The following is an 18,489-nucleotide window of genomic DNA, read 5'->3' on the forward strand; positions in this document are numbered from 1 at the left end:
TTCGTCAGTGACTCAGAAGTCCCAGTCGTCGTCCTCGGTCGCGACGGCCTTGCCGATGACGTACGACGATCCCGACCCACTGAAGAAGTCGTGGTTCTCGTCGGCGTTCGGCGACAGGGCCGACAGGATCGCCGGGTTCACATTCGTGACCGTGGCGGGGAACATCGCCTCGTAGCCGAGGTTCATGAGCGCCTTGTTGGCGTTGTAGTGCAGGAACTTCTTGACGTCCTCGGTCTGGCCGATGCCGTCGTAGAGGTCCTGCGTGTACTGCACCTCGTTGTCGTAGAGCTCGTAGAGCAGCGAGAACGTGTAGTCCTTGAGCTCGTCGCGCTCGGCCTGGCCGAGGGTCTCGAGTCCGCGCTGGAACTTGTAGCCGATGTAGTAGCCGTGCACGGCCTCGTCGCGGATGATGAGGCGGATGATGTCGGCCGTGTTCGTCAGCTTCGCCTTCGACGACCAGTACAGCGGCAGGTAGAACCCCGAGTAGAAGAGGAACGACTCGAGCAGGGTCGAGGCGACCTTGCGCTTGAGCGGCTCGTCGCCACGGTAGTAGTCCATGACGATGCGGGCCTTCTTTTGAAGGTTCTCGTTCTCGAGGGACCAGCGGAACGCGTCGTCGATCTCGGGCGTCGACGCGAGCGTCGAGAAGATCGACGAGTAGCTCTTCGCGTGCACCGACTCCATGAACGCGATGTTCGTGTAGACGGCCTCCTCGTGCGGGGTGATCGCGTCGGGGATCAGCGAGACGGCGCCGACGGTGCCCTGGATCGTGTCGAGCAGCGTCAGGCCGGTGAACACGCGCATCGTGGTCTGCTGCTCCTCGGGGGTGAGCGTCGCCCACGACTGGATGTCGTTGGACAGCGGCACCTTCTCGGGCAGCCAGAAGTTGTTCACGAGGCGGTTCCACACCTCGAGGTCCTTGTCGTCCTGGATGCGGTTCCAGTTGATCGCCTGGACCGAGCCGAGGAGCTTCAGGGGTTCGGGGGTCATGTCTTCTTCCTCTATCGAATCTCGGCCGGTCAGAGCATGCAGGAGACGCACTCGGTCATGTCGGTGCCCTCGAGCGCCATCTGACGGAGACGGATGTAGTAGATCGTCTTGATGCCCTTGCGCCAGGCGTAGATCTGCGCCTTGTTGATGTCGCGCGTGGTGGCGGTGTCCTTGAAGAACAGCGTCAGCGACAGGCCCTGGTCGACGTGCTGGGTGGCGGCGGCGTAGGTGTCGATGACCTTCTCGTAGCCGATCTCGTACGCGTCCTCGTAGTACTCAAGGTTGTCGTTCGTCATGAACGGCGCCGGGTAGTAGACGCGGCCGATCTTGCCTTCCTTGCGGATCTCGATCTTCGACGCGATCGGGTGGATCGAGCTCGTCGAGTTGTTGATGTACGAGATCGAGCCCGTCGGCGGGACGGCCTGCAGGTTCTGGTTGTAGATGCCGTGCTTCTGGATGGATGCCTTCAGCTCGAGCCAGTCCTGTTGGGTCGGGATGTGGATGCCCTCGAAGAGCTCTTCGACCCGTGCCGTCGCCGGCTTCCACTCCTGCTCGGTGTACTTGTCGAAGAACTCGCCCGAGGCGTACTTCGAGTCCCAGAAGCCGTCGAAGACCTGACCGCGCTCGATGGCGATCTTGTTCGAGGCCTGCAGCGCGTGGAACAGCACCGTGTAGAAGTAGATGTTCGTGAAGTCGACACCCTCCTCCGAGCCGTAGTGGACGTGCTCACGGGCGAGGTAGCCGTGCAGGTTCATCTGGCCGAGGCCGATGGCGTGCGACTTGTCGTTGCCGTCCTCGATGGAGCGGACCGAACGGATGTGGCTCTGGTCGCTGACCGCGCTGAGGGCACGGATGCTGGTTTCCACCGTTCCGGCGAGGTCGCGGCCGTCCATCGCGAGGGCGATGTTCATCGAGCCGAGGTTGCAGGAGATGTCCTTGCCGATCTGGTCGTACGAGAGGTCCTCGTTGAACGTCGTCGGCGTGTTGACCTGCAGGATCTCCGAGCAGAGGTTGGACATGTTGATCCGACCCTTGATCGGGTTGGCCTTGTTCACCGTGTCCTCGAACATGATGTACGGGTAGCCCGACTCGAACTGGATCTCGGCGAGGGTCTGGAAGAACTCGCGCGCCTTGATCTTGGTCTTCTTGATGCGCGCATCGTCGACCATCTCGCGGTACTTCTCGGTGACCGAGATGTCGCCGAAGGGCACGCCGTAGACGCGCTCGACGTCGTACGGCGAGAAGAGGTACATGTCCTCGTCGTTCTTCGCGAGCTCGAACGTGATGTCGGGCACGACGACACCCAGCGACAGCGTCTTGATGCGGATCTTCTCGTCCGCGTTCTCGCGCTTGGTGTCGAGGAACTTCATGATGTCGGGGTGGTGGGCCGAGAGGTACACGGCACCGGCGCCCTGACGCGCACCCAGCTGGTTCGCGTAGCTGAAGCTGTCTTCGAGCAGCTTCATGACGGGGATGATGCCCGACGACTGGTTCTCGATCTGCTTGATCGGGGCGCCCGCCTCGCGGATGTTCGAGAGGAGCAGGGCCACGCCGCCGCCGCGCTTGGACAGCTGCAGCGCGGAGTTGATGCCGCGGGCGATCGACTCCATGTTGTCCTCGATGCGCAGGAGGAAGCAGGAGACGAGTTCGCCGCGCTGCGCCTTGCCGGCGTTGAGGAAGGTGGGGGTGGCGGGCTGGAAGCGGCCCGACAGGATCTCGTCGACGAGCTTCGTGGCGAGGTCCTGGTCACCGGCGGCGAGGGCGAGAGCGGTCATCACGACGCGGTCCTCGAAGCGCTCGAGGTAGCGCTTGCCGTCGAAGGTCTTGAGCGTGTAGCTCGTGTAGTACTTGAACGCGCCGAGGAACGTGTCGAAACGGAACTTCTGCGCGTAGGCGTGGTCGTTGAGCCACTGGATGAACTCGAACGGGTACGCGTCGATGACGGCGCCCTCGTAGTACTCCTTCTCGACCAGGTAGTCGAGCTTCTCCTTCAGCGAGTGGAAGAAGACGGTGTTCTGGTTCACGTGCTGCAGGAAGTACTCCCGCGCCGCGCGCTTGTCGGCGTCGAACTGGATCTTCCCGTCCTCGCCGTAGAGGTTCAGCATCGCGTTCAGGGCGTGGTAGTCCATGCCCTCGAAGCGCGCCTCCGTCTTGAAGGCCATATCGGTCACTGCAGCTTCCACCAGTCTTCCAATCCGCCGCTCACGCGGTCGACGTCCTCGGGCGTGCCGAATACTTCCAGCCGGTACAAGTGCGGCACCTGACACTTGCGGCTGATGATGTCCCCGGCGAGGCAGAACGACTCGCCGAAATTGCTGTTACCTGCGGAGATGACTCCGCGGAGCAGGCTCCGATTGCCCTCGTCGTTGAGGAAGCGGATGACCTGCTTGGGAACCGCGCCCTTCTCTTCTCCTCGGCCCTGGCCGCCCCCGTACGTGGGGGTGACCAGGACGTAAGGCTCCTCGACGCGGAGCACGGGTTCGGAGGAGTGGAGCGGGATGCGGCGTGCCGGCATCCCGAGCTTCTCGATGAAACGTGCGGTGTTGCCCGACACGCTCGAGAAGTAGACGAGCAGCGGCACGTTCGTCATGACGGCCGCGCTCATCGCTCAGACCAGGCGCGAGGCGAGCTCGTCGATCTTGTCGGGACGGAAGCCCGACCAGTGGTCCTCGTCGGTCACGACGACGGGCGCCTGCAGGTAGCCGAGCGACTTGACGTGCTCGAGCGCCGCCGGATCCTCGGAGAGGTCGAGGACCTCGTAGTCGATGCCCTTGGAGTCCAGCGCGCGGTACGTCGCGTTGCACTGCACGCAGGACGGCTTCGTGTACACAGTGATCGCCATTCGTCGAACCTCTCTCGTCCTCCGGAACCCGTCGCGCGGGGTCCATTTCGTATGAAATCTGGGGGTGAATCCATTGGCCGGAAGGCTGGGAGCCCGCCGGGAGCTCAATACTACATATGGGTACGGACACCGGGAAGCACCACAAGGGGTAGTAGTTACATCCGTGTAGTTTTTCCGCCGTCCTCCACAGGTACAACACAAGTTCTCCACCGTTTCATCCCCAATCCGGCAGGTCCGGAAGGGGGTCGAAAAGGCCAGGATTCCGGCCGAAACCCTCCCGGGACCGGACGGTTGTCCACAGGTCGCACGCTAGAGCGGGCCACCGACATCCGATTCCGGGACCGGTCGGCGTGTCGGGCGTGTCGCGGCGTGTCGCGCCGGCCCCGCACCCCCGTCGGACGTCGTCGGCGGTCGGTACGATGAAGGGGTGGCGGGATACTCGGAACTCCTGCGCGTCCCGGGTGTCGCGCGCATCATCGCGGCACAGTTGACGGCGCGGTTCCCGAGCGGGATGACGAGCCTCGCCGTCCTCCTCCACGTCGAGCAGTCGACCGGGTCGTACGGCGCCGCCGGCATCGTCCTCGCCGCACTGTCGATCGGTCAGGCGATCTCCGGCCCGGTGACCAGCCGGTGGATGGGTGTCTGGGGGATGCGGCGCGTCCTCACCCTCACCGCCGTCGTCTGCGCCGCCGCCGTGTTCGCCCTCGCCCTCAATCCGTTCGGGATGCCGGGGTTCATCGTGTTCGGCTTCATCGCCGGCATCGCCAACCCGCCCGTGCAGCCGGCCGTCCGCACGATCTACCCGAAGATCGTCACCTCGCGGCAGTTGACGCCCCTCTTCTCGCTGGATGCGAGCCTGCAGGAGATCATCTGGATCTTCGCGCCCGTCGTCATCACCCTCGTCGCGACCCAGGTCGGCACCGTCCCCGCGCTCCTGCTGATCGTCGTCATCCTCATCGGTGGGTGCGCCTGGTTCATCGCCTCGCCCGAGGTGGGGCGCGTCCGCATCCCCCGCAGCCGCCGCGGCTTCGGTCGCGTCCTCGGCAAGCCCGTCGTGCTGCTGTCGACCGTGACCGGCTTCCTCCTCGTGGGGGCGTGCGCCGCGGTCGAGGCGGGCGTTGTCGCGACCTTCGGGCACGAGGGCATCGAGGCGGGTCTCGTGCTCGCCGTCTTCGCCGTCGGCAGCCTCGCGGGCGGCCTCGGGTTCGGGCACATCCCGATCGGCCGCTGGGCGATGGCCCGCCGCCTCACGATCGTGGCCGTCGGGGTCACCCTCGTCATCATCAGCCTGAACGCCTGGTGGATGGGCGCCTCGCTCTTCGTCGCGGGCCTCGGCATCGCCCCGGCCCTCGCCGTCATGTTCGCCATCACGAGCGCGAGTGTCCGCTTCAGCGAGACCGCCGAGGCCTACGGCTGGATCGGCACTGGCCAGCTCATCGGCGCCGCGGCCGGCTCGGCCGTCGCGGGGTTCCTCATCGACGGCATGGGGGCGGTCGGCGCCTTCTTCGCCGCGTCGGCGTTCGCCGTCGCGGGCGCGCTCGTGGCGGCGGTCTTCGTGCGCGGGTTCCCCGACCTCCGCGGCCGCGACGCGAGCCCGATCCCCGACACCGAGCCGGTCCCCCTCATCACCTGAGCGCGGTCAGCGGATCCGCCCGAGCAGGAACAGCAGGGCCCGACCGTAGGCGTCGGCGGGTTCGGGATGCCGGAAGCGGTGGGGCGCGGCATCCACTTCGATCTCGACCTCGTGTGTGTCGGGCAGGCGCCGCAACGCGCGGAACGTCCCCCGCAGCAGCTCGCGCAGCTGCGCCTCGGAGGGCAGCCACAGGGCGTCCTCGAGCGCGACCGAGTCGAGCGCCCACTCGGTCGTGCCGTTGAAGGCGAGCAGGTCGCCGGTCGGATAGCTGCGCGCCTCGACGGTCATCTCGCTGACGGTGTAGACGTCGGCCTCGAACTCGGGCTCGTCGAGCTGGAACCGGTCGCCGGAGCGGGGACGCCAGGTCAGGCCGCTCGCGCGCAGCTCGCGTGCCAGGTCGGTGGAGATCATGCCCCCATCCTGGCCCGGCACCGGGGCCCGGGGCCCGTCCTAGGCTGAGAGCATGCCGTCACCCGTCACCCTCCCCCGCCTCGGTTGGGGCGACCCGCGCGCGCCGCGGCACGCCCTCCTCGTCCACGGTCTGGGCTCGAACGGCGCGCTCATGTGGCGCTACGCCGTCGCCCTCGCCGACGCCGGCTGGCACGTCGAGGCCGTCGACCTGCGCGGGCACGGCACCGCCCCGCGCGCGCTCGACTACTCGATCGCGGCGTACGCGACCGACCTCGTCCACACCCGTCCCACCGACGACGGGACGTGGGACCTCGTCCTCGGCCACTCCCTCGGCGGCGCCGCCGCGACCGTCGCTGCGGCCGACGCGCCGAGGTGGGCCCGCCACCTCGTGCTCGTCGACCCCGCCATCCACCTCTCCGACGAGGACCGTGAGAGCGTCCGCGCGAGCCAGGAGCAGGCGTTCGCCGACACCTCGATCGCCGCCGTCCGCGCCGCCCACCCCGGGTGGCTCGAGGTGGACGTCGAGCTGAAGGCGATCGCCGCCGCGCAGGCGAGCCGTTCGGCGGTCGAGGCGACGGGCACGCAGAACACCCCGTGGGATGTGCGGGAGGCGGCATCCCGTCTCACCGTGCCGACCCACGTCATCGCCGGCGATCCCGCGGTGTACTCCATCTTCACGGGGGCGCTCGCGGCCGAGGTGCAGCAGAACCCGCTCGTGTCGATGGCCGTCGTGCCGGGCACGGGGCACTCGCCCCACCGCGATGCTCCGGATGCCGCCGCGCGGGCCCTGCTCGACGCGGTCGCCGCCTGGGGGCTGGGCGCATGAGCTTCGACCCGGCTGCCCACCTGCCCGACGATCTGCTCGCGCGCATCCGCTCGCGCGCGGCCGCCGTCGACGCCGAGAACGTGTTCCCCGAGGAGGACCTCGCCGACCTCCGGGCGGCGGGTTACCTCGCGATCCTCGTGCCGACGGAGCTCGGCGGCGCGGGACTGGGCCTGCGTGAGGCATCCGTCCTGCAGCAGCGCCTCGCGGGCGCGGCCCCCGCGACGGCGCTCGCGATCAACATGCACCTCGTCTGGACCGGTGTCGCGAAGGTGATGTCCGACCGGGGCGACGACGCCCTGCGCTTCCTGCAGGAGGGCGCCGCCCGGGGCGAGGTGTTCGCCTTCGGCATCAGCGAAGCCGGCAACGACCTCGTCCTGTTCGGAAGCGACACGGATGCCGCGCCTCAGCCCGACGGCTCGTACGCCTTCACGGGCACCAAGATCTTCACGTCGCTCGCGCCGGTGTGGACGCACCTCGGGCTCCACGGCCTGGACGCGTCCGACCCCGACGACCCGCGGCTCGTGTTCGGCTTCGTCCCGCGCAGCGACGCCGTCGTCACGCGCGACGACTGGGACACGCTCGGGATGCGGGGCACCCAGTCGCGCACGACCGAGCTGCACGGTGCGGTCGCCCCCGCCGACCGCATCGTCCGGAAGCTGCCCGTCGGTCCGAGTCCCGACCCGCTCGTCTTCGGCATCTTCAGCGCGTTCGAGATCCTGCTGGCCTCGGTCTACACCGGCATCGCGCGGCGTGCCCTCGACCTCGCGGTCGAGACCGCGCGCGCCCGGACCTCGAAGAAGACGGGCCGTTCCTACAGCCAAGACCCCGACATCCGGTGGCGGGTCGCCGACATGGCCCTCGCCTACGACGCCCTGCCCGTGCAGGTCGAGACCCTCGCCGCCGACGTCGACGGCCTCGTCGACCACGGCGCGATGTGGTTCCCGAAGCTGTCGGCGATCAAGCACCGCGCGGCGGCGACGGCGAAGCAGGTCGTCGACGAGGCGATGCTCGTCGCGGGCGGCTCGTCGTTCTTCACCCGCAACGAACTGAGCCGGCTCTACCGCGACGTGCTGGCCGGTCTGTTCCACCCGTCCGACCCCGAGTCGGTGCACGGCGCGCTCGCGAACGCGTGGCTGGGTCCACTCGAGCCGTGAGTCGCCCCGGCGCGTAAGGGGCGCCGTGGCAGGATGGCCGAATGGCCCGCATCCCGTACGGCTCGCTGAGCACCGCTGATCAGCAGCGGTACCGCGGGCTCCGCACCATGAAGGCGGTCGCGCTCGGCGGCCTGCTGTTCATGGCGATCGTCTTCGTCATCGCGTTCATCCTCGAGAAGGACCTCTCGGGCTGGGGGTACGTGCGCGCGGCGGCCGAGGGCGGCATGGTCGGCGCGCTCGCGGACTGGTTCGCGGTGACGGCGCTGTTCCGGCATCCGCTCGGCATCCCGATCCCGCACACGGCGATCATCCCGCGCCGGAAGGACGAGATCGGTCGCACGCTCGGCGAGTTCGTCGAGACCAACTTCCTCGAGGCCGGCGTCGTCCGCCAGAAGCTCGAGTCCACGCACATCGCGCGGACCGCGGGCACCTGGCTGCAGGACCCGGCCCACGCGAAGACCGTCGCGGCCGAGGCGTCGACGATGGCCACCGGCATCCTCACCGCCCTCAGCGACGACGAGGTGCAGGACCTCATCAGCGACCTCGCCCACGAGCACCTGCTGTCGCCGTCGTGGGGTCCCTCGCTCGGAACGTGGCTGTCGCGGGTGGTGGACGCCGACGCTCACCGCGGGGCGGTCGACCTGGGCGTCGACAGCATCGCCCGCTGGCTCGACGCGAACCGCGAGGCGTTCGACGGCCTCGTCTCGCGCCGTCTGCCGTCCTGGGTGCCGTCGGTGGCGATGCGGCTCGTGGACGACACCGTCTACCACGAGGCGACGAAGTTCGTCGCGGCCGTGCAGCACGACCCCGAGCACCCGGCGCGCAAGGCGCTCGACCAGTACCTCGAGCGCCTCGCCGACAACCTGCAGCACGACTCCGAGACCATCGGCCGACTCGAGGGCGCGAAGAGCGCCGTCTTCGACAGCCCGCGGGTGCGCGCCCTCGCCGCCGACGCGTGGAACACCGCGAAGGCCGGCCTGCTGCGCTCCCTCGCCGACGAGGACAGCCCGCTCCGCCGTCGCGTGACCGCCGCACTCGGCGACCTCGGCGACCGGCTCGCGACCGACACGGCCCTGCAGGAACGCGTCGACAAGCGCATCGCGGATGCCGCCGTCTTCCTCGTCGATCGCTACCGCCACGACATCGCGTCGATCATCACCGACACCGTGGAGCGCTGGGACGCCGACGAGACGAGCCAGAAGATCGAGCTGCAGGTCGGCCGCGACCTGCAGTACATCCGCCTCAACGGCACGATCGTGGGTGCCCTCGCCGGCCTCGTGATCTTCACCGTCGCCCACCTGCTGCTCCCCTGACCATGGCGCTCTCCGTCGATCCGCTCTGGCCGCGCGCCGGGGACTGGCCGGCTCCGGACGGGCGGGTGGATGCCGCGATCCTCGGCCTGCCCGCCTTCCGCACGTCGCTGTCCCCTACCGGGGCGCACGCGACACCCGCCGCCGTGCGCGAGGCGCTGCGCCGGTTCAGCCCGACCCTGCTCGGCCCTCCCCCCGTCGACCTGAACGAGGCGCTCCGGATCGCGGACGCCGGTGACGTCGCCGACCCCGACGGACCCGAGGGCGAGGCCCGCGTGCGCGAGCGCGTCCGCGGGCTGCGCGCGGCATCCGGTCTCGTGATCGCCGTCGGCGGCGACAACTCCGTCACCTACGCGACCGCACAGGGCGCGGGGGTGTCGGGGCTCATCACCCTCGACGCGCACTTCGACCTGCGCGACGGGGTGTCGAACGGCTCCCCCGTCCGCCGCCTCGTCGAGGACGGTCTCGACCCGCGACGCATCGTGCAGATCGGTATCGCCGACTTCGCCAACTCGGTCGCGTACGCCGAGCGCGCCGCCGACCTCGGCATCACGGTCATCACCCTCGACGAGGTGCGCCGCCGCGGCGCCGAGGACGTCATGATCCAGGCGCTGTCGATCGCGGGCACCGCCGGTGACGTGCACCTCGACATCGACGTGGACGTCTGCGACCGCTCCGTCGCGCCCGGGTGCCCGGCATCCGTCCCCGGCGGACTCGAGGCGTGGGAGCTGCGCGCCCTCGTCCGCGCGGCGGCCGGGGATCGTCGCATCGTGAGCGCGGACATCGTCGAAGTCGACGCGACGGCGGATGCCGCAGACGGCCGCACCGTCCGACTCGCGGCGCTCTGCGTCCTGGAACTGCTCGCCGGAAGGGCCCTCGCATGATCACCCTCATCCTCGTCCGTCACGCCAAGAGCGACTGGGGCACCGGACTCGACGACCACGAACGTCCGCTCAACGACCGGGGCAGGCGGGACGCGCCGGTCATGGCGCGACGGCTCGCCGCGACCGGCGTGCGACCGGCCCGCATCCTGTCGTCGACCGCCGTGCGCGCGCGGACGACGGCGCAGACGTTCGCAGACGCCCTCGGCGTTTCGGTCGAGACCGATGAGGGCCTGTACGGCGCCCCGGGCTCGCGGCTGCTCGCGACCGCCGCCGCGAGCGGCGTCACCGACGTCATGGTCGTCGCGCACGACCCGGGGATGACGGTGCTCGCCGAGCAGCTGTCGGACGGCGGGATCGGCGCGATGCCGACGTGCGCCGTCGCGACCTTCGTCTGGGACACCGACGATTGGGACGTCGCGACCGCCGTCCCGCCGGCGCGCTGGAATCTCGACACCCCGCGGGACGTCAGCGGGGGCTGATCACCTCGCCGCCGCGGTACACGCGGTGGACGAGCGGCACCCCCGGCCGGTAGGCCAGGTGCCGCCGGCTCGGTGCGTCGAGGACGACGAGGTCCGCGCGCGCACCCACGCCGAGGTGGCCGACGTCGCTGCGGCGCAGCGCCCGCGCACCCCCGGCGGTCGCCGCCCACACCGCCTCGCCGACGGTCATCCCCATCTCGCGGACGGCGAGGGCGATCATGAGCGGCATCGAACTCGTGAACGACGAGCCCGGGTTGCAGTCGCTCGCGAGCGCCACTGTGACACCGGCGTCGAGGAGACGTCGCGCGTCGGGGTACGGCTGCCGCGTCGAGAACTCAACGCCCGGGAGGAGCGTCGCGACCGTGTCCGACGCCGCGAGGTCCGCGACGTCGGCATCCGTCAGATGGGTGCAGTGGTCGACGGATGCCGCGCCCAGCCGCACCGCGAGCTGCACCCCCGGCCCCTCGCTCAGCTGGTTGCCGTGCACGCGGACGCCGAGCCCGGACGCCGCACCCGCCCGGAGGATCCGCTCGCTCTCGGCCGCGGTGAAGGCGCCCCGCTCGCAGAACACGTCGACCCAGCGGACGTGCGGTCGGACCGCGGCCAGCATGGCGTCGCACACGAGGTCGACGTACGCCTCGCGGACAGCTCCCTCGGGGACGACATGCGCCCCGAGGTACGTGACCTCGTCGGTGACCTCGGCGGCGAGCCGGGCGAGACGTTCCTCGCCGTCGAGGGTGAGGGCGTACCCGGTCTTGACCTCGAACGTCGTCGTCCCCTGCGCGTGCAGCTCAGCCACGAGCGCGGCCAGACGGGCCCGCAGCTCGTCGTCGGTCGCCGCGCGGGTGGCGGCGACGGTGCGGCGGATGCCGCCCGCGGCATACGGGACGCCCGTCATCCGCGCCTCGAACTCGTCGGCGCGGTCGCCCGCGAACACGAGGTGCGTGTGACTGTCCACGAAACCCGGGATGACCGCCCGACCGCCGAGGTCGACGCGCGTGACCTCGACCTCCGACTGCGAGACTGCAGCGGCAGGCCGAGGCATCGGCGACAGACCGCTGTCTCGGGCTCTGACTGCAGTCTCGGCGTCGGAGGCGGCGCCCACCCACGCGACCCGGCCCTCGTCGACGAGGAGGGCGGCGTCAGCGATGGTCGCGGTCGGGGCCGCGGCATCCGCGTTCGTCGTCAGCTCGGCGATGCCGGTGAAGAGGGTCGCCATCACGCGTCCAGCATGGGGACGGCCAGGCCGCGCTCGCGGGCGACCTCCTTCGCACGGTCGTACCCGGCGTCGACGTGACGCATGACACCCGTGCCGGGGTCGTTCACCAGCACGCGCGCGAGCTTCTCGGCCGCGAGCGGCGTGCCGTCGGCGACGGTGACCTGCCCGGCGTGGATCGAACGCCCGATGCCGACGCCGCCGCCGTGGTGGATCGACACCCACGCCGCCCCCGACGCCGTGTTGAGGAGCGCGTTCAGGAGCGGCCAGTCGGCGATCGCGTCCGAGCCGTCGGCCATCGCCTCGGTCTCGCGGTACGGGCTCGCGACCGACCCCGCGTCGAGGTGGTCTCGGCCGATCACGACCGGCCCCGCCAGCTCACCCGACGCGACCATCTCGTTGAACTTCAGTCCCGCGAGGTGACGTTCCTGGTAGCCGAGCCAGCAGATGCGCGCAGGAAGGCCCTCGAAGTGCACCTTCTCACCGGCCTTCTCGAGCCAGCGGTGCAGCGCGGTGTCCTCGGGGAAGAGCTCCGCGACGGCGCGGTCGGTCTTCGCGATGTCCTCCGGGTCGCCCGACAGCGCCACCCACCGGAACGGTCCCTTGCCCTCGGCGAAGAGCGGACGGATGTAGGCGGGGACGAACCCGGGGAACGCGAACGCGCGGTCGTAGCCGCCGAGCTCGGCTTCGCGGCGGATCGAGTTGCCGTAGTCGAAGACCGCGGCCCCGGCATCCTGGAACCCGACCATCGCCTCCACGTGCCGCGCCATCGACGCCCGCGACCGCTCGGTGAACCCCTCGGGATCGGCGGAGGCCCGCGCCTTCCACTCCTCGAACGCGACGCCTGAGGGCAGGTACGCGAGCGGGTCGTGCGCGCTCGTCTGGTCCGTCACGATGTCGATCGGGATGCCGCGGCGCAGCAGCTCCGGGAACACGTCCGCCGCGTTCCCCACGACGCCGATCGAGCGCGCCTCGCCCGCCGCCTTCGCCGTGAGCGCCCGCTCGACGGCCGCATCGAGATCGGCGGTGTGCTCGTCGAGGTAGCCGTGCTCCACGCGTCGGCGCAGGCGCGACTCGTCGACGTCGACGACGAGGACCGCTCCCCCGTTCATCGTGACGGCGAGCGGCTGCGCGCCGCCCATGCCGCCCGCGCCACCGGTGAGCGTGAGCGTGCCGGCGAGCGAGTCGCGGCCCAGCGAGCGCGCGACGGCGGCGAACGTCTCGTACGTGCCCTGCAGGATGCCCTGCGTGCCGATGTAGATCCACGACCCCGCCGTCATTTGGCCGTACATCGTGAGGCCGAGGTGCTCGAGGCGGCGGAACTCGGGCCATGTCGCCCAGTCGCCGACGAGGTTCGAGTTCGCGATGAGCACCCGCGGCGCCCACTCGTGAGTGCGGAACACGCCGACCGGCTTGCCGGACTGCACGAGCAGCGTCTCGTCGGGCTCGAGCTCGTCGAGGGTACGGACGATCGCGTCGTACGCCTCCCACGTGCGGGCCGCCTTGCCCGTGCCGCCGTAGACGACGAGGTCCTCGGGGTGCTCGGCGACCTCGGGGTCGAGGTTGTTCATCAGCATCCGCTTGGCCGCCTCGGCGCCCCAGCTCTTCGCGGTGCGTTCGGCGCCTCGCGCCGCGCGGACGGTGCGGGTCGTGGTCGTGTCGGTCATGCCTGTTCTCCTTCGAACGGTGCGGCACTCGAGCGGAGATCTGCGCTCGAGCGGACGGATTCGGTGTCGTTCGTCCGCGCGACGGCGGATGTCCGCTCGGCGGCTGGTCCGAACGCGGTGCGGGCAACCTCGCCCGACACCACGAGCTGCGTCGCTGCCTCGAGGTCGGGCGCGACGAAGCGGTCGGGTCCCGGTCCCTCGACGACCGTGCGGACGAGGTCGCGCACGGCGCCGGTGACCGGCGCGGGCTGCAATGGAGCGCGCAGGTCGAGGGCGCGGCATCCCGTCACCACCTCGATCGCGAGGACGCGCGCGAGCCCGTCGATCGCGCGACGCAGCTTGCGGGCGGCGGCCCAGCCCATCGACACGTGGTCCTCCTGCATCGCCGACGACGGGATCGAGTCGACGGATGCCGGCACGGCGAGGCGCTTGAGCTCCGAGACGATGCCCGCCGCGGCGTACTGCGCGATCATGAGGCCGCTGTCGACGCCCACCTCGTCGGCGAGGAACGGCGGCAGGCCGTTGCTGCGCGTGCGGTCGAGCGCCCGGTCGGTGCGGCGTTCGGAGATCGAGGCGACGTCGGCGACGGCGATCGCGAGGAAGTCGAGGACGTACGCGACCGGCGCACCGTGGAAGTTGCCGTTCGACTCGACGCGACCGTCAGGCGTGACGACCGGGTTGTCGACGGCCGACGCCAGCTCGCGCTCCGCGACCGTGCGGGCGTGATCGAGGGTGTCGCGGGCGGCGCCGTGCACCTGCGGCGAGCAGCGCAGCGAGTAGGCGTCCTGCACGCGGGTGCAGACGGCCGGGTCGCGGTGGCTCGCGACGATCGGCGAGTCGGCGAGGGCGTGCCGCAGGTGCGCGGCCGAGACGGCCTGCCCCGACTGCGGGCGCAGCGCCATGAGGTCGGCCGCGAAGACGGCGTCGGTGCCGAGCTGACTCTCGACCGACAGGGCGGCGGCGAGGTCGGCGGTCGCGAGCAGGGTGTCGAGGTCGGCGAGGGCGAGCGCCAGCATCCCGAGCATGCCGTCGGTGCCATTGATGAGGGCGAGACCCTCCTTCTCCTCGAGCACGAGGGGACGGATGCCGGCGGCCGCCATAGCGTCGGCGGCGTCGACCTTCGTGCCGTCCGCCGTGCGGACCGGTCCCTCGCCGAGCGCGGCGAGCGCGATGTGCGAGAGGGGGGCGAGGTCGCCCGAGCAGCCGAGCGAGCCGTACTCGTGCACGATCGGGGTGATGCCGGCGTTGAGCATCGCCGCGTACGTGTCAACGACGACCGGGCGGACGCCGGTGCGACCGGTCGCGAGGGTCTGCAGGCGCAGCAGCTGCAGGGCGCGGACGACCTCACGCTCGACCTCGGGTCCCGTTCCCGCCGCGTGCGAGCGGATGAGGCTCGCCTGCAGCTGGCGGCGCCGGTCGGGGGCGATGAACGTCGTCGCGAGCGCGCCGAAGCCGGTCGAGATGCCGTAGTGCGGCTGCGGGTCGTCGGCGAGGCGCTCGATGAGGGCGCGGGTCTCGGCCGTGCGGGCGAGCGCGGCGTCGGAGACCGCGACGCGCGCGTCGTGCCGGGCGACGGCGACGACCTCAGCAGGTGTGAGCGGGGCGTCGCCGAGGGTGACGGTGGTGAGGACGGGCATGGTCCGATTCCATCGGCTGCGCCGCCTCGGCAGGTGGCGCGCGTGGCATCCTGTGTCTGTGATCCCAGACAAGCCGCGGGCGCCGATCTCAGACAAGCCGCGGGCGCCGATCCCAGACAAGCCGCGGGCGCCGATCCCAGACACACCGCCGAACCCGCACAAGCCGCAGGTCCCCGCCGCGGATCAGACGCTCCGCATCCTGAGCTTCCTGGCGCACCAGCGCGGGCCGGTGGCGGCGCAGACGATCGCGAGCCATCTCGGCATCCCGCGGTCGAGCATCTACCACCTGCTCGCGGCGATGACCGCGCACGGGTTCGTCGTGCACCTCGAGGGCGACCGGCGCTGGGGACTCGGCACCGCCGCGTTCGAGCTCGCCGGCGGGTACGCGCGGCAGGAGCCCCTCGCCCGCCTCGGCCGACCGATCGTCGCGCAGCTCGCCGACCGCGCCGGCGAGAGCGCGCACCTCGCCGTCATGACGGGCCGCGACGTCCTCTACATCGTCGAGGAGCGCGCACCGCGACGGCCCGCGCTCATCACCGATGTGGGCGTCCGCCTCCCCGCGCATCTCACTGCGACGGGGCGCGCGATGCTCGCCGCGCTCCCCCGCGAGCAGGTGCTCGCGCTGTTCCCGGATGCGGCATCCCTCTCGGTCCAACGCACCGGCCGCGGACCGGGTCGGCCCGGCGAGCTGCGGGAACTCCTGCGGCAGGCCCGAGCCGACGGCTACGCGACTGAGGACGGCGAGGTCACCCTGGGCTTCCGCTCCGTCGGTGTCGCGGTCCGCGACCACGCCGACTGGCCCGCCGCCGCCCTCGCCATCACCTGGCCTGACGGTGCCGACATCGATCCCGACCGCCTCGCCGCGCTCGCGACGGACGCGGCGGCCGACCTCTCCCGCCGCATCGGCCGGCGGTGAGGCCGCCCCACGCGGCATTCCAGCGGAGATCTGCGGCACCGAGGGCGCATTCCTCGTCGAACGTCCGCTCGGAAACGGATCTCCGCTCGGATGTCGACCCCTGCAGACCCCGCCCGACCCGCCTCAGCGGACGACGAGGCGCGGCTGGACCAGCACGTGCCCCTCGCCGTCCCCCGCGGCGCGGCGCTCGATGCGGCCACCGCTGCCCATCAGCAGGTCGAGGGTGCCCGCGGCGACCAGTTCGGGCAGCTGCTCGACGCTCGACAGGCCCAGGGCCTCGACCGCGGGGGTGTTGTCGAACCCGATGATGAGCACGTCCGGCCGCTGCGCCGCGACGGCGGCGACGTGCGCGCCGACGGCGAGGGTGTCGCTCGCGCACACGATCGCGTCGACTGCCGTCGTCACCAGCAACTCCGCGACCTGCTCCCGCGCCTCGGCGACCCGCTCCTCCGCCGACAGGCGCAGGTCGGGGCGGGCACCGGCATCCGTCATCGCCTCGCGCCACCCCCGCTCCCGGTCATCACCCGTCGGCGAACCCGCGGGCCAGCCGAGGAACGCGACGCGCGGTCCGACGGTGAGGGCGTGCTCGGTCGCGGCGCGCGTGCCCGAGGCGCCGTCGACGTCGACCCAGAGGTGCGCGCTGTCCTCGGGCGAGGCGACGTCCCACGGGCGGCCGAACGAGACGAACGGCACGCCGCGCTCGGTCAGCCACGCCAGCCGCCGGTCGCCGTACCGCGTGCCGGTGACGACGACGGCTTCGACGTCGCCGGCGTCGACGAGCTCCGACATCCGCCGGATCTCCTCGTCCTGATCGGATGCCGCGTACACGAGCACCCGCAGGCCGCGGTCGCCGGCGCGCTCGGTGAGCGCGTGCACGAAGCGGTCGAGCACGACGCCCGAGATCCCGCCCGCATAGGGGTCGAGGTGGATGCCGATGGTCGCGCTGCGGCGCGTGCGCAGCCGGCGCGCGGAGGCGTGCGGCGAGTAGCCGAGGCGGGTGATGGCGTCCTGCACGCGCTCCCGAGTGGCGGTCCTGACGATCGCCGGGGTGTTCAGGACATTGCTCACGGTCTGCCGCGAGACACCCGCGAGGGCCGCGACGTCCTCGATCGTGATCGACTTCTCACTCACCGGCGCACCCCTTGACATGGACGGACCCACCCTCTTACGTTGGGCATCATTCCACAATTTGATCGTTCAAAGTCGACCGAGATCAGCGCGGTCGGAACGATCGACGGCACCGGGATCGAAGGAGATACGGACATGCGACACAGCAGATGGATGGCCCTCGGCGGCATCGGGATCGCGGCGACACTGGCCCTCGCCGGATGCGGCGGCTCGGGCTTCGACGACGGTCCCGCCGCCTCGGGAGAACCGACCGACGCGGGCGGACTCACCTCGTCCGACGACGCGCTCACGATCATGATCGGCTCGTCCGGCGACGCCGAGACCACGGCGGTCAAGGACGCCGTCGCCGCGTGGTCGGAGGAATCCGGCGTCGACGCCGAGGTGGTCGCGGCCACCGACCTCACGCAGCAGCTCTCGCAGGGCTTCGCCGGCGGCAACCCGCCGGACCTGTTCTACCTCGCGACCGAGCTCCTGGCGGGCTACGCCGACAACGGCTCGGTCATCGCCTACGGGGACATGCTCGAGAACAAGGACGACTTCTACCCGTCGCTCGTGCAGAACTTCACGTACAACGACCAGTTCTACTGCGCTCCGAAGGACTTCTCGACGCTGCAGCTGATCATCAACAAGAACCTGTGGGACCAGGCGGGACTGACGGATGCCGACGTCCCGACCGACTGGGATTCGCTCGCCGCCGCGGCGAAGAAGCTCACCTCGGGCGACACGACGGGCCTCGTCTTCAGCGGCGAGTACCAGCGGGTGGGCGCCTTCATGGCCGAAGCCGGCGGACGGCTCGTCTCAGAGGACGGCACGTCCGCCGTCGCCGACAGCCAGGAGAACATCGACGCCCTCACCTACGTGAAGGAGCACCTGGCCGACGGCACGTTCGCCTACGCCGCCGATGTGGGCGCGGGCTGGGGCGGTGAGGCGTTCGGCAAGCAGCTGGGCGCCATGACGATCGAGGGCAACTGGATCACCGGTGCGCTCGGCGACTACCCCGACGTCGACCCGCTCGTCGTCGAGCTGCCCGCCGGCCCCGCCGGCAAGGGCACCCTGCAGTTCACGAACTGCTGGGGCATGGCCGCCGACAGCCCCAACCAGCAGGCCGCGCTCGACCTCGTCGAGTACCTGACGAGCGCAGACCAGCAGCTCGCCTTCTCGAAGGCGTTCGGCCCGATGCCGTCCGTGCAGTCGGCCGCCGACCAGTGGACGACCGACAACCCGGACCTCGCTGCGTTCCTCGCCGGTGCGGACTACGCCCAGGGCGTGCCGACCAACGACGGCGTCTCGGACGTGTTCACGGACTTCAACGCGCAGCTCGCGACGCTGAAGGACGGGGACCCGGCGACGATCCTGCAGTCGGTCCAGTCCAACCTCGAGGCGATCGTCGGCTGAC

The 18,489-nt window shown here is 70.7% G+C and carries 17 protein-coding genes; 8 read left to right on the forward strand and 9 right to left on the reverse strand.

Annotated elements, in window-relative coordinates:
• Positions 1-12: 12 nt before the first annotated feature.
• The 4 genes from nrdF to nrdH are packed head-to-tail and all read right to left on the reverse strand — an operon-like array spanning position 13 to position 3,832.
• Positions 13-990 (reverse strand): class 1b ribonucleoside-diphosphate reductase subunit beta, encoded by a 978-nt coding sequence (gene nrdF / locus Q9S71_RS12245; protein ID WP_311862596.1) that lies wholly within the window; start codon positions 988-990, stop codon positions 13-15.
• Positions 991-1,019: 29 nt separating this feature from the next.
• The gene (gene nrdE, locus Q9S71_RS12250) at positions 1,020-3,152 is read right to left on the reverse strand and encodes a class 1b ribonucleoside-diphosphate reductase subunit alpha (RefSeq protein ID WP_217532303.1); all 2,133 of its coding nucleotides are present in this window, start codon (positions 3,150-3,152) and stop codon (positions 1,020-1,022) included.
• Positions 3,153-3,157: 5 nt separating this feature from the next.
• Positions 3,158-3,595: a class Ib ribonucleoside-diphosphate reductase assembly flavoprotein NrdI gene (nrdI, locus tag Q9S71_RS12255; RefSeq protein WP_217532302.1), complete on the reverse strand. Its 438-nt coding sequence runs from the start codon at positions 3,593-3,595 to the stop codon at positions 3,158-3,160.
• Between the two features lie 3 nt (positions 3,596-3,598).
• Positions 3,599-3,832: a glutaredoxin-like protein NrdH gene (gene nrdH / locus Q9S71_RS12260; RefSeq protein ID WP_018188439.1), complete on the reverse strand. Its 234-nt coding sequence runs from the start codon at positions 3,830-3,832 to the stop codon at positions 3,599-3,601.
• A 427-nt stretch (positions 3,833-4,259) separates the two neighbouring features.
• Between nrdH and Q9S71_RS12265 the strand changes: the two genes are divergently transcribed.
• Positions 4,260-5,465 carry an MFS transporter gene (locus Q9S71_RS12265; RefSeq protein WP_253034061.1) on the forward strand — a complete coding sequence of 402 codons (1,206 nt, stop codon included), beginning with the start codon at positions 4,260-4,262 and terminating at the stop codon, positions 5,463-5,465.
• Positions 5,466-5,471: 6 nt separating this feature from the next.
• Here the strand turns inward: Q9S71_RS12265 and Q9S71_RS12270 are convergent, their stop codons facing one another.
• The gene (locus tag Q9S71_RS12270; protein WP_311284074.1) at positions 5,472-5,876 is read right to left on the reverse strand and encodes a pilus assembly protein CpaE; all 405 of its coding nucleotides are present in this window, start codon (positions 5,874-5,876) and stop codon (positions 5,472-5,474) included.
• Positions 5,877-5,928: 52 nt separating this feature from the next.
• Here Q9S71_RS12270 and Q9S71_RS12275 point away from each other — a divergent pair, with 52 nt between their 5' ends.
• From Q9S71_RS12275 to Q9S71_RS12295, 5 genes are read left to right on the forward strand one after another with little or no spacing between them, the layout of a single operon-like run.
• Positions 5,929-6,702: an alpha/beta fold hydrolase gene (locus tag Q9S71_RS12275; RefSeq protein WP_311862598.1), complete on the forward strand. Its 774-nt coding sequence runs from the start codon at positions 5,929-5,931 to the stop codon at positions 6,700-6,702.
• Entirely contained in the window at positions 6,699-7,856 is a 1,158-nt protein-coding gene (locus Q9S71_RS12280) for an acyl-CoA dehydrogenase family protein (RefSeq protein ID WP_311862600.1), read from the forward strand. The genes Q9S71_RS12275 and Q9S71_RS12280 overlap by 4 nt, the downstream gene beginning before the upstream one ends.
• Before the next feature lie 41 nt (positions 7,857-7,897).
• Complete coding sequence (locus tag Q9S71_RS12285; protein WP_311862602.1) at positions 7,898-9,169, forward strand: DUF445 domain-containing protein; 1,272 nt, start codon at positions 7,898-7,900, stop codon at positions 9,167-9,169.
• A 2-nt stretch (positions 9,170-9,171) separates the two neighbouring features.
• Positions 9,172-10,050 (forward strand): agmatinase family protein, encoded by an 879-nt coding sequence (locus Q9S71_RS12290; protein ID WP_311862604.1) that lies wholly within the window; start codon positions 9,172-9,174, stop codon positions 10,048-10,050.
• Positions 10,047-10,529 (forward strand): SixA phosphatase family protein, encoded by a 483-nt coding sequence (locus tag Q9S71_RS12295; protein ID WP_311862605.1) that lies wholly within the window; start codon positions 10,047-10,049, stop codon positions 10,527-10,529. The genes Q9S71_RS12290 and Q9S71_RS12295 overlap by 4 nt, the downstream gene beginning before the upstream one ends.
• Here Q9S71_RS12295 and hutI read toward each other — a convergent pair.
• The 3 genes from hutI to hutH are packed head-to-tail and all read right to left on the reverse strand — an operon-like array spanning position 10,516 to position 15,049.
• Positions 10,516-11,748 carry an imidazolonepropionase gene (hutI, locus tag Q9S71_RS12300; protein WP_311863285.1) on the reverse strand — a complete coding sequence of 411 codons (1,233 nt, stop codon included), beginning with the start codon at positions 11,746-11,748 and terminating at the stop codon, positions 10,516-10,518. The genes Q9S71_RS12295 and hutI overlap by 14 nt on opposite strands.
• Positions 11,748-13,412: a urocanate hydratase gene (hutU, locus tag Q9S71_RS12305; protein ID WP_311862607.1), complete on the reverse strand. Its 1,665-nt coding sequence runs from the start codon at positions 13,410-13,412 to the stop codon at positions 11,748-11,750. The genes hutI and hutU overlap by 1 nt, the downstream gene beginning before the upstream one ends.
• Positions 13,409-15,049 (reverse strand): histidine ammonia-lyase, encoded by a 1,641-nt coding sequence (gene hutH / locus Q9S71_RS12310; protein WP_311862609.1) that lies wholly within the window; start codon positions 15,047-15,049, stop codon positions 13,409-13,411. The genes hutU and hutH overlap by 4 nt, the downstream gene beginning before the upstream one ends.
• A 58-nt stretch (positions 15,050-15,107) precedes the next feature.
• Here hutH and Q9S71_RS12315 point away from each other — a divergent pair, with 58 nt between their 5' ends.
• The gene (locus tag Q9S71_RS12315; RefSeq protein WP_422880354.1) at positions 15,108-15,965 is read left to right on the forward strand and encodes an IclR family transcriptional regulator; all 858 of its coding nucleotides are present in this window, start codon (positions 15,108-15,110) and stop codon (positions 15,963-15,965) included.
• Between the two features lie 123 nt (positions 15,966-16,088).
• On the opposite strand, the gene Q9S71_RS12320 is transcribed toward Q9S71_RS12315, so the two are convergent.
• Entirely contained in the window at positions 16,089-17,096 is a 1,008-nt protein-coding gene (locus Q9S71_RS12320) for a LacI family DNA-binding transcriptional regulator (protein WP_311862610.1), read from the reverse strand.
• A 132-nt stretch (positions 17,097-17,228) separates the two neighbouring features.
• On the opposite strand from Q9S71_RS12320, the gene Q9S71_RS12325 reads away from it, so the two are divergent.
• Positions 17,229-18,488, forward strand: coding sequence for a sugar ABC transporter substrate-binding protein (locus tag Q9S71_RS12325; RefSeq protein WP_064001651.1), 1,260 nt, complete (start codon positions 17,229-17,231; stop codon positions 18,486-18,488).
• Position 18,489 lies beyond the last annotated feature (1 nt).

Source organism: Microbacterium gawkjiense (assembly GCF_031932225.1).
Taxonomy (GTDB): Bacteria; Actinomycetota; Actinomycetes; order Actinomycetales; family Microbacteriaceae; genus Microbacterium; species Microbacterium gawkjiense.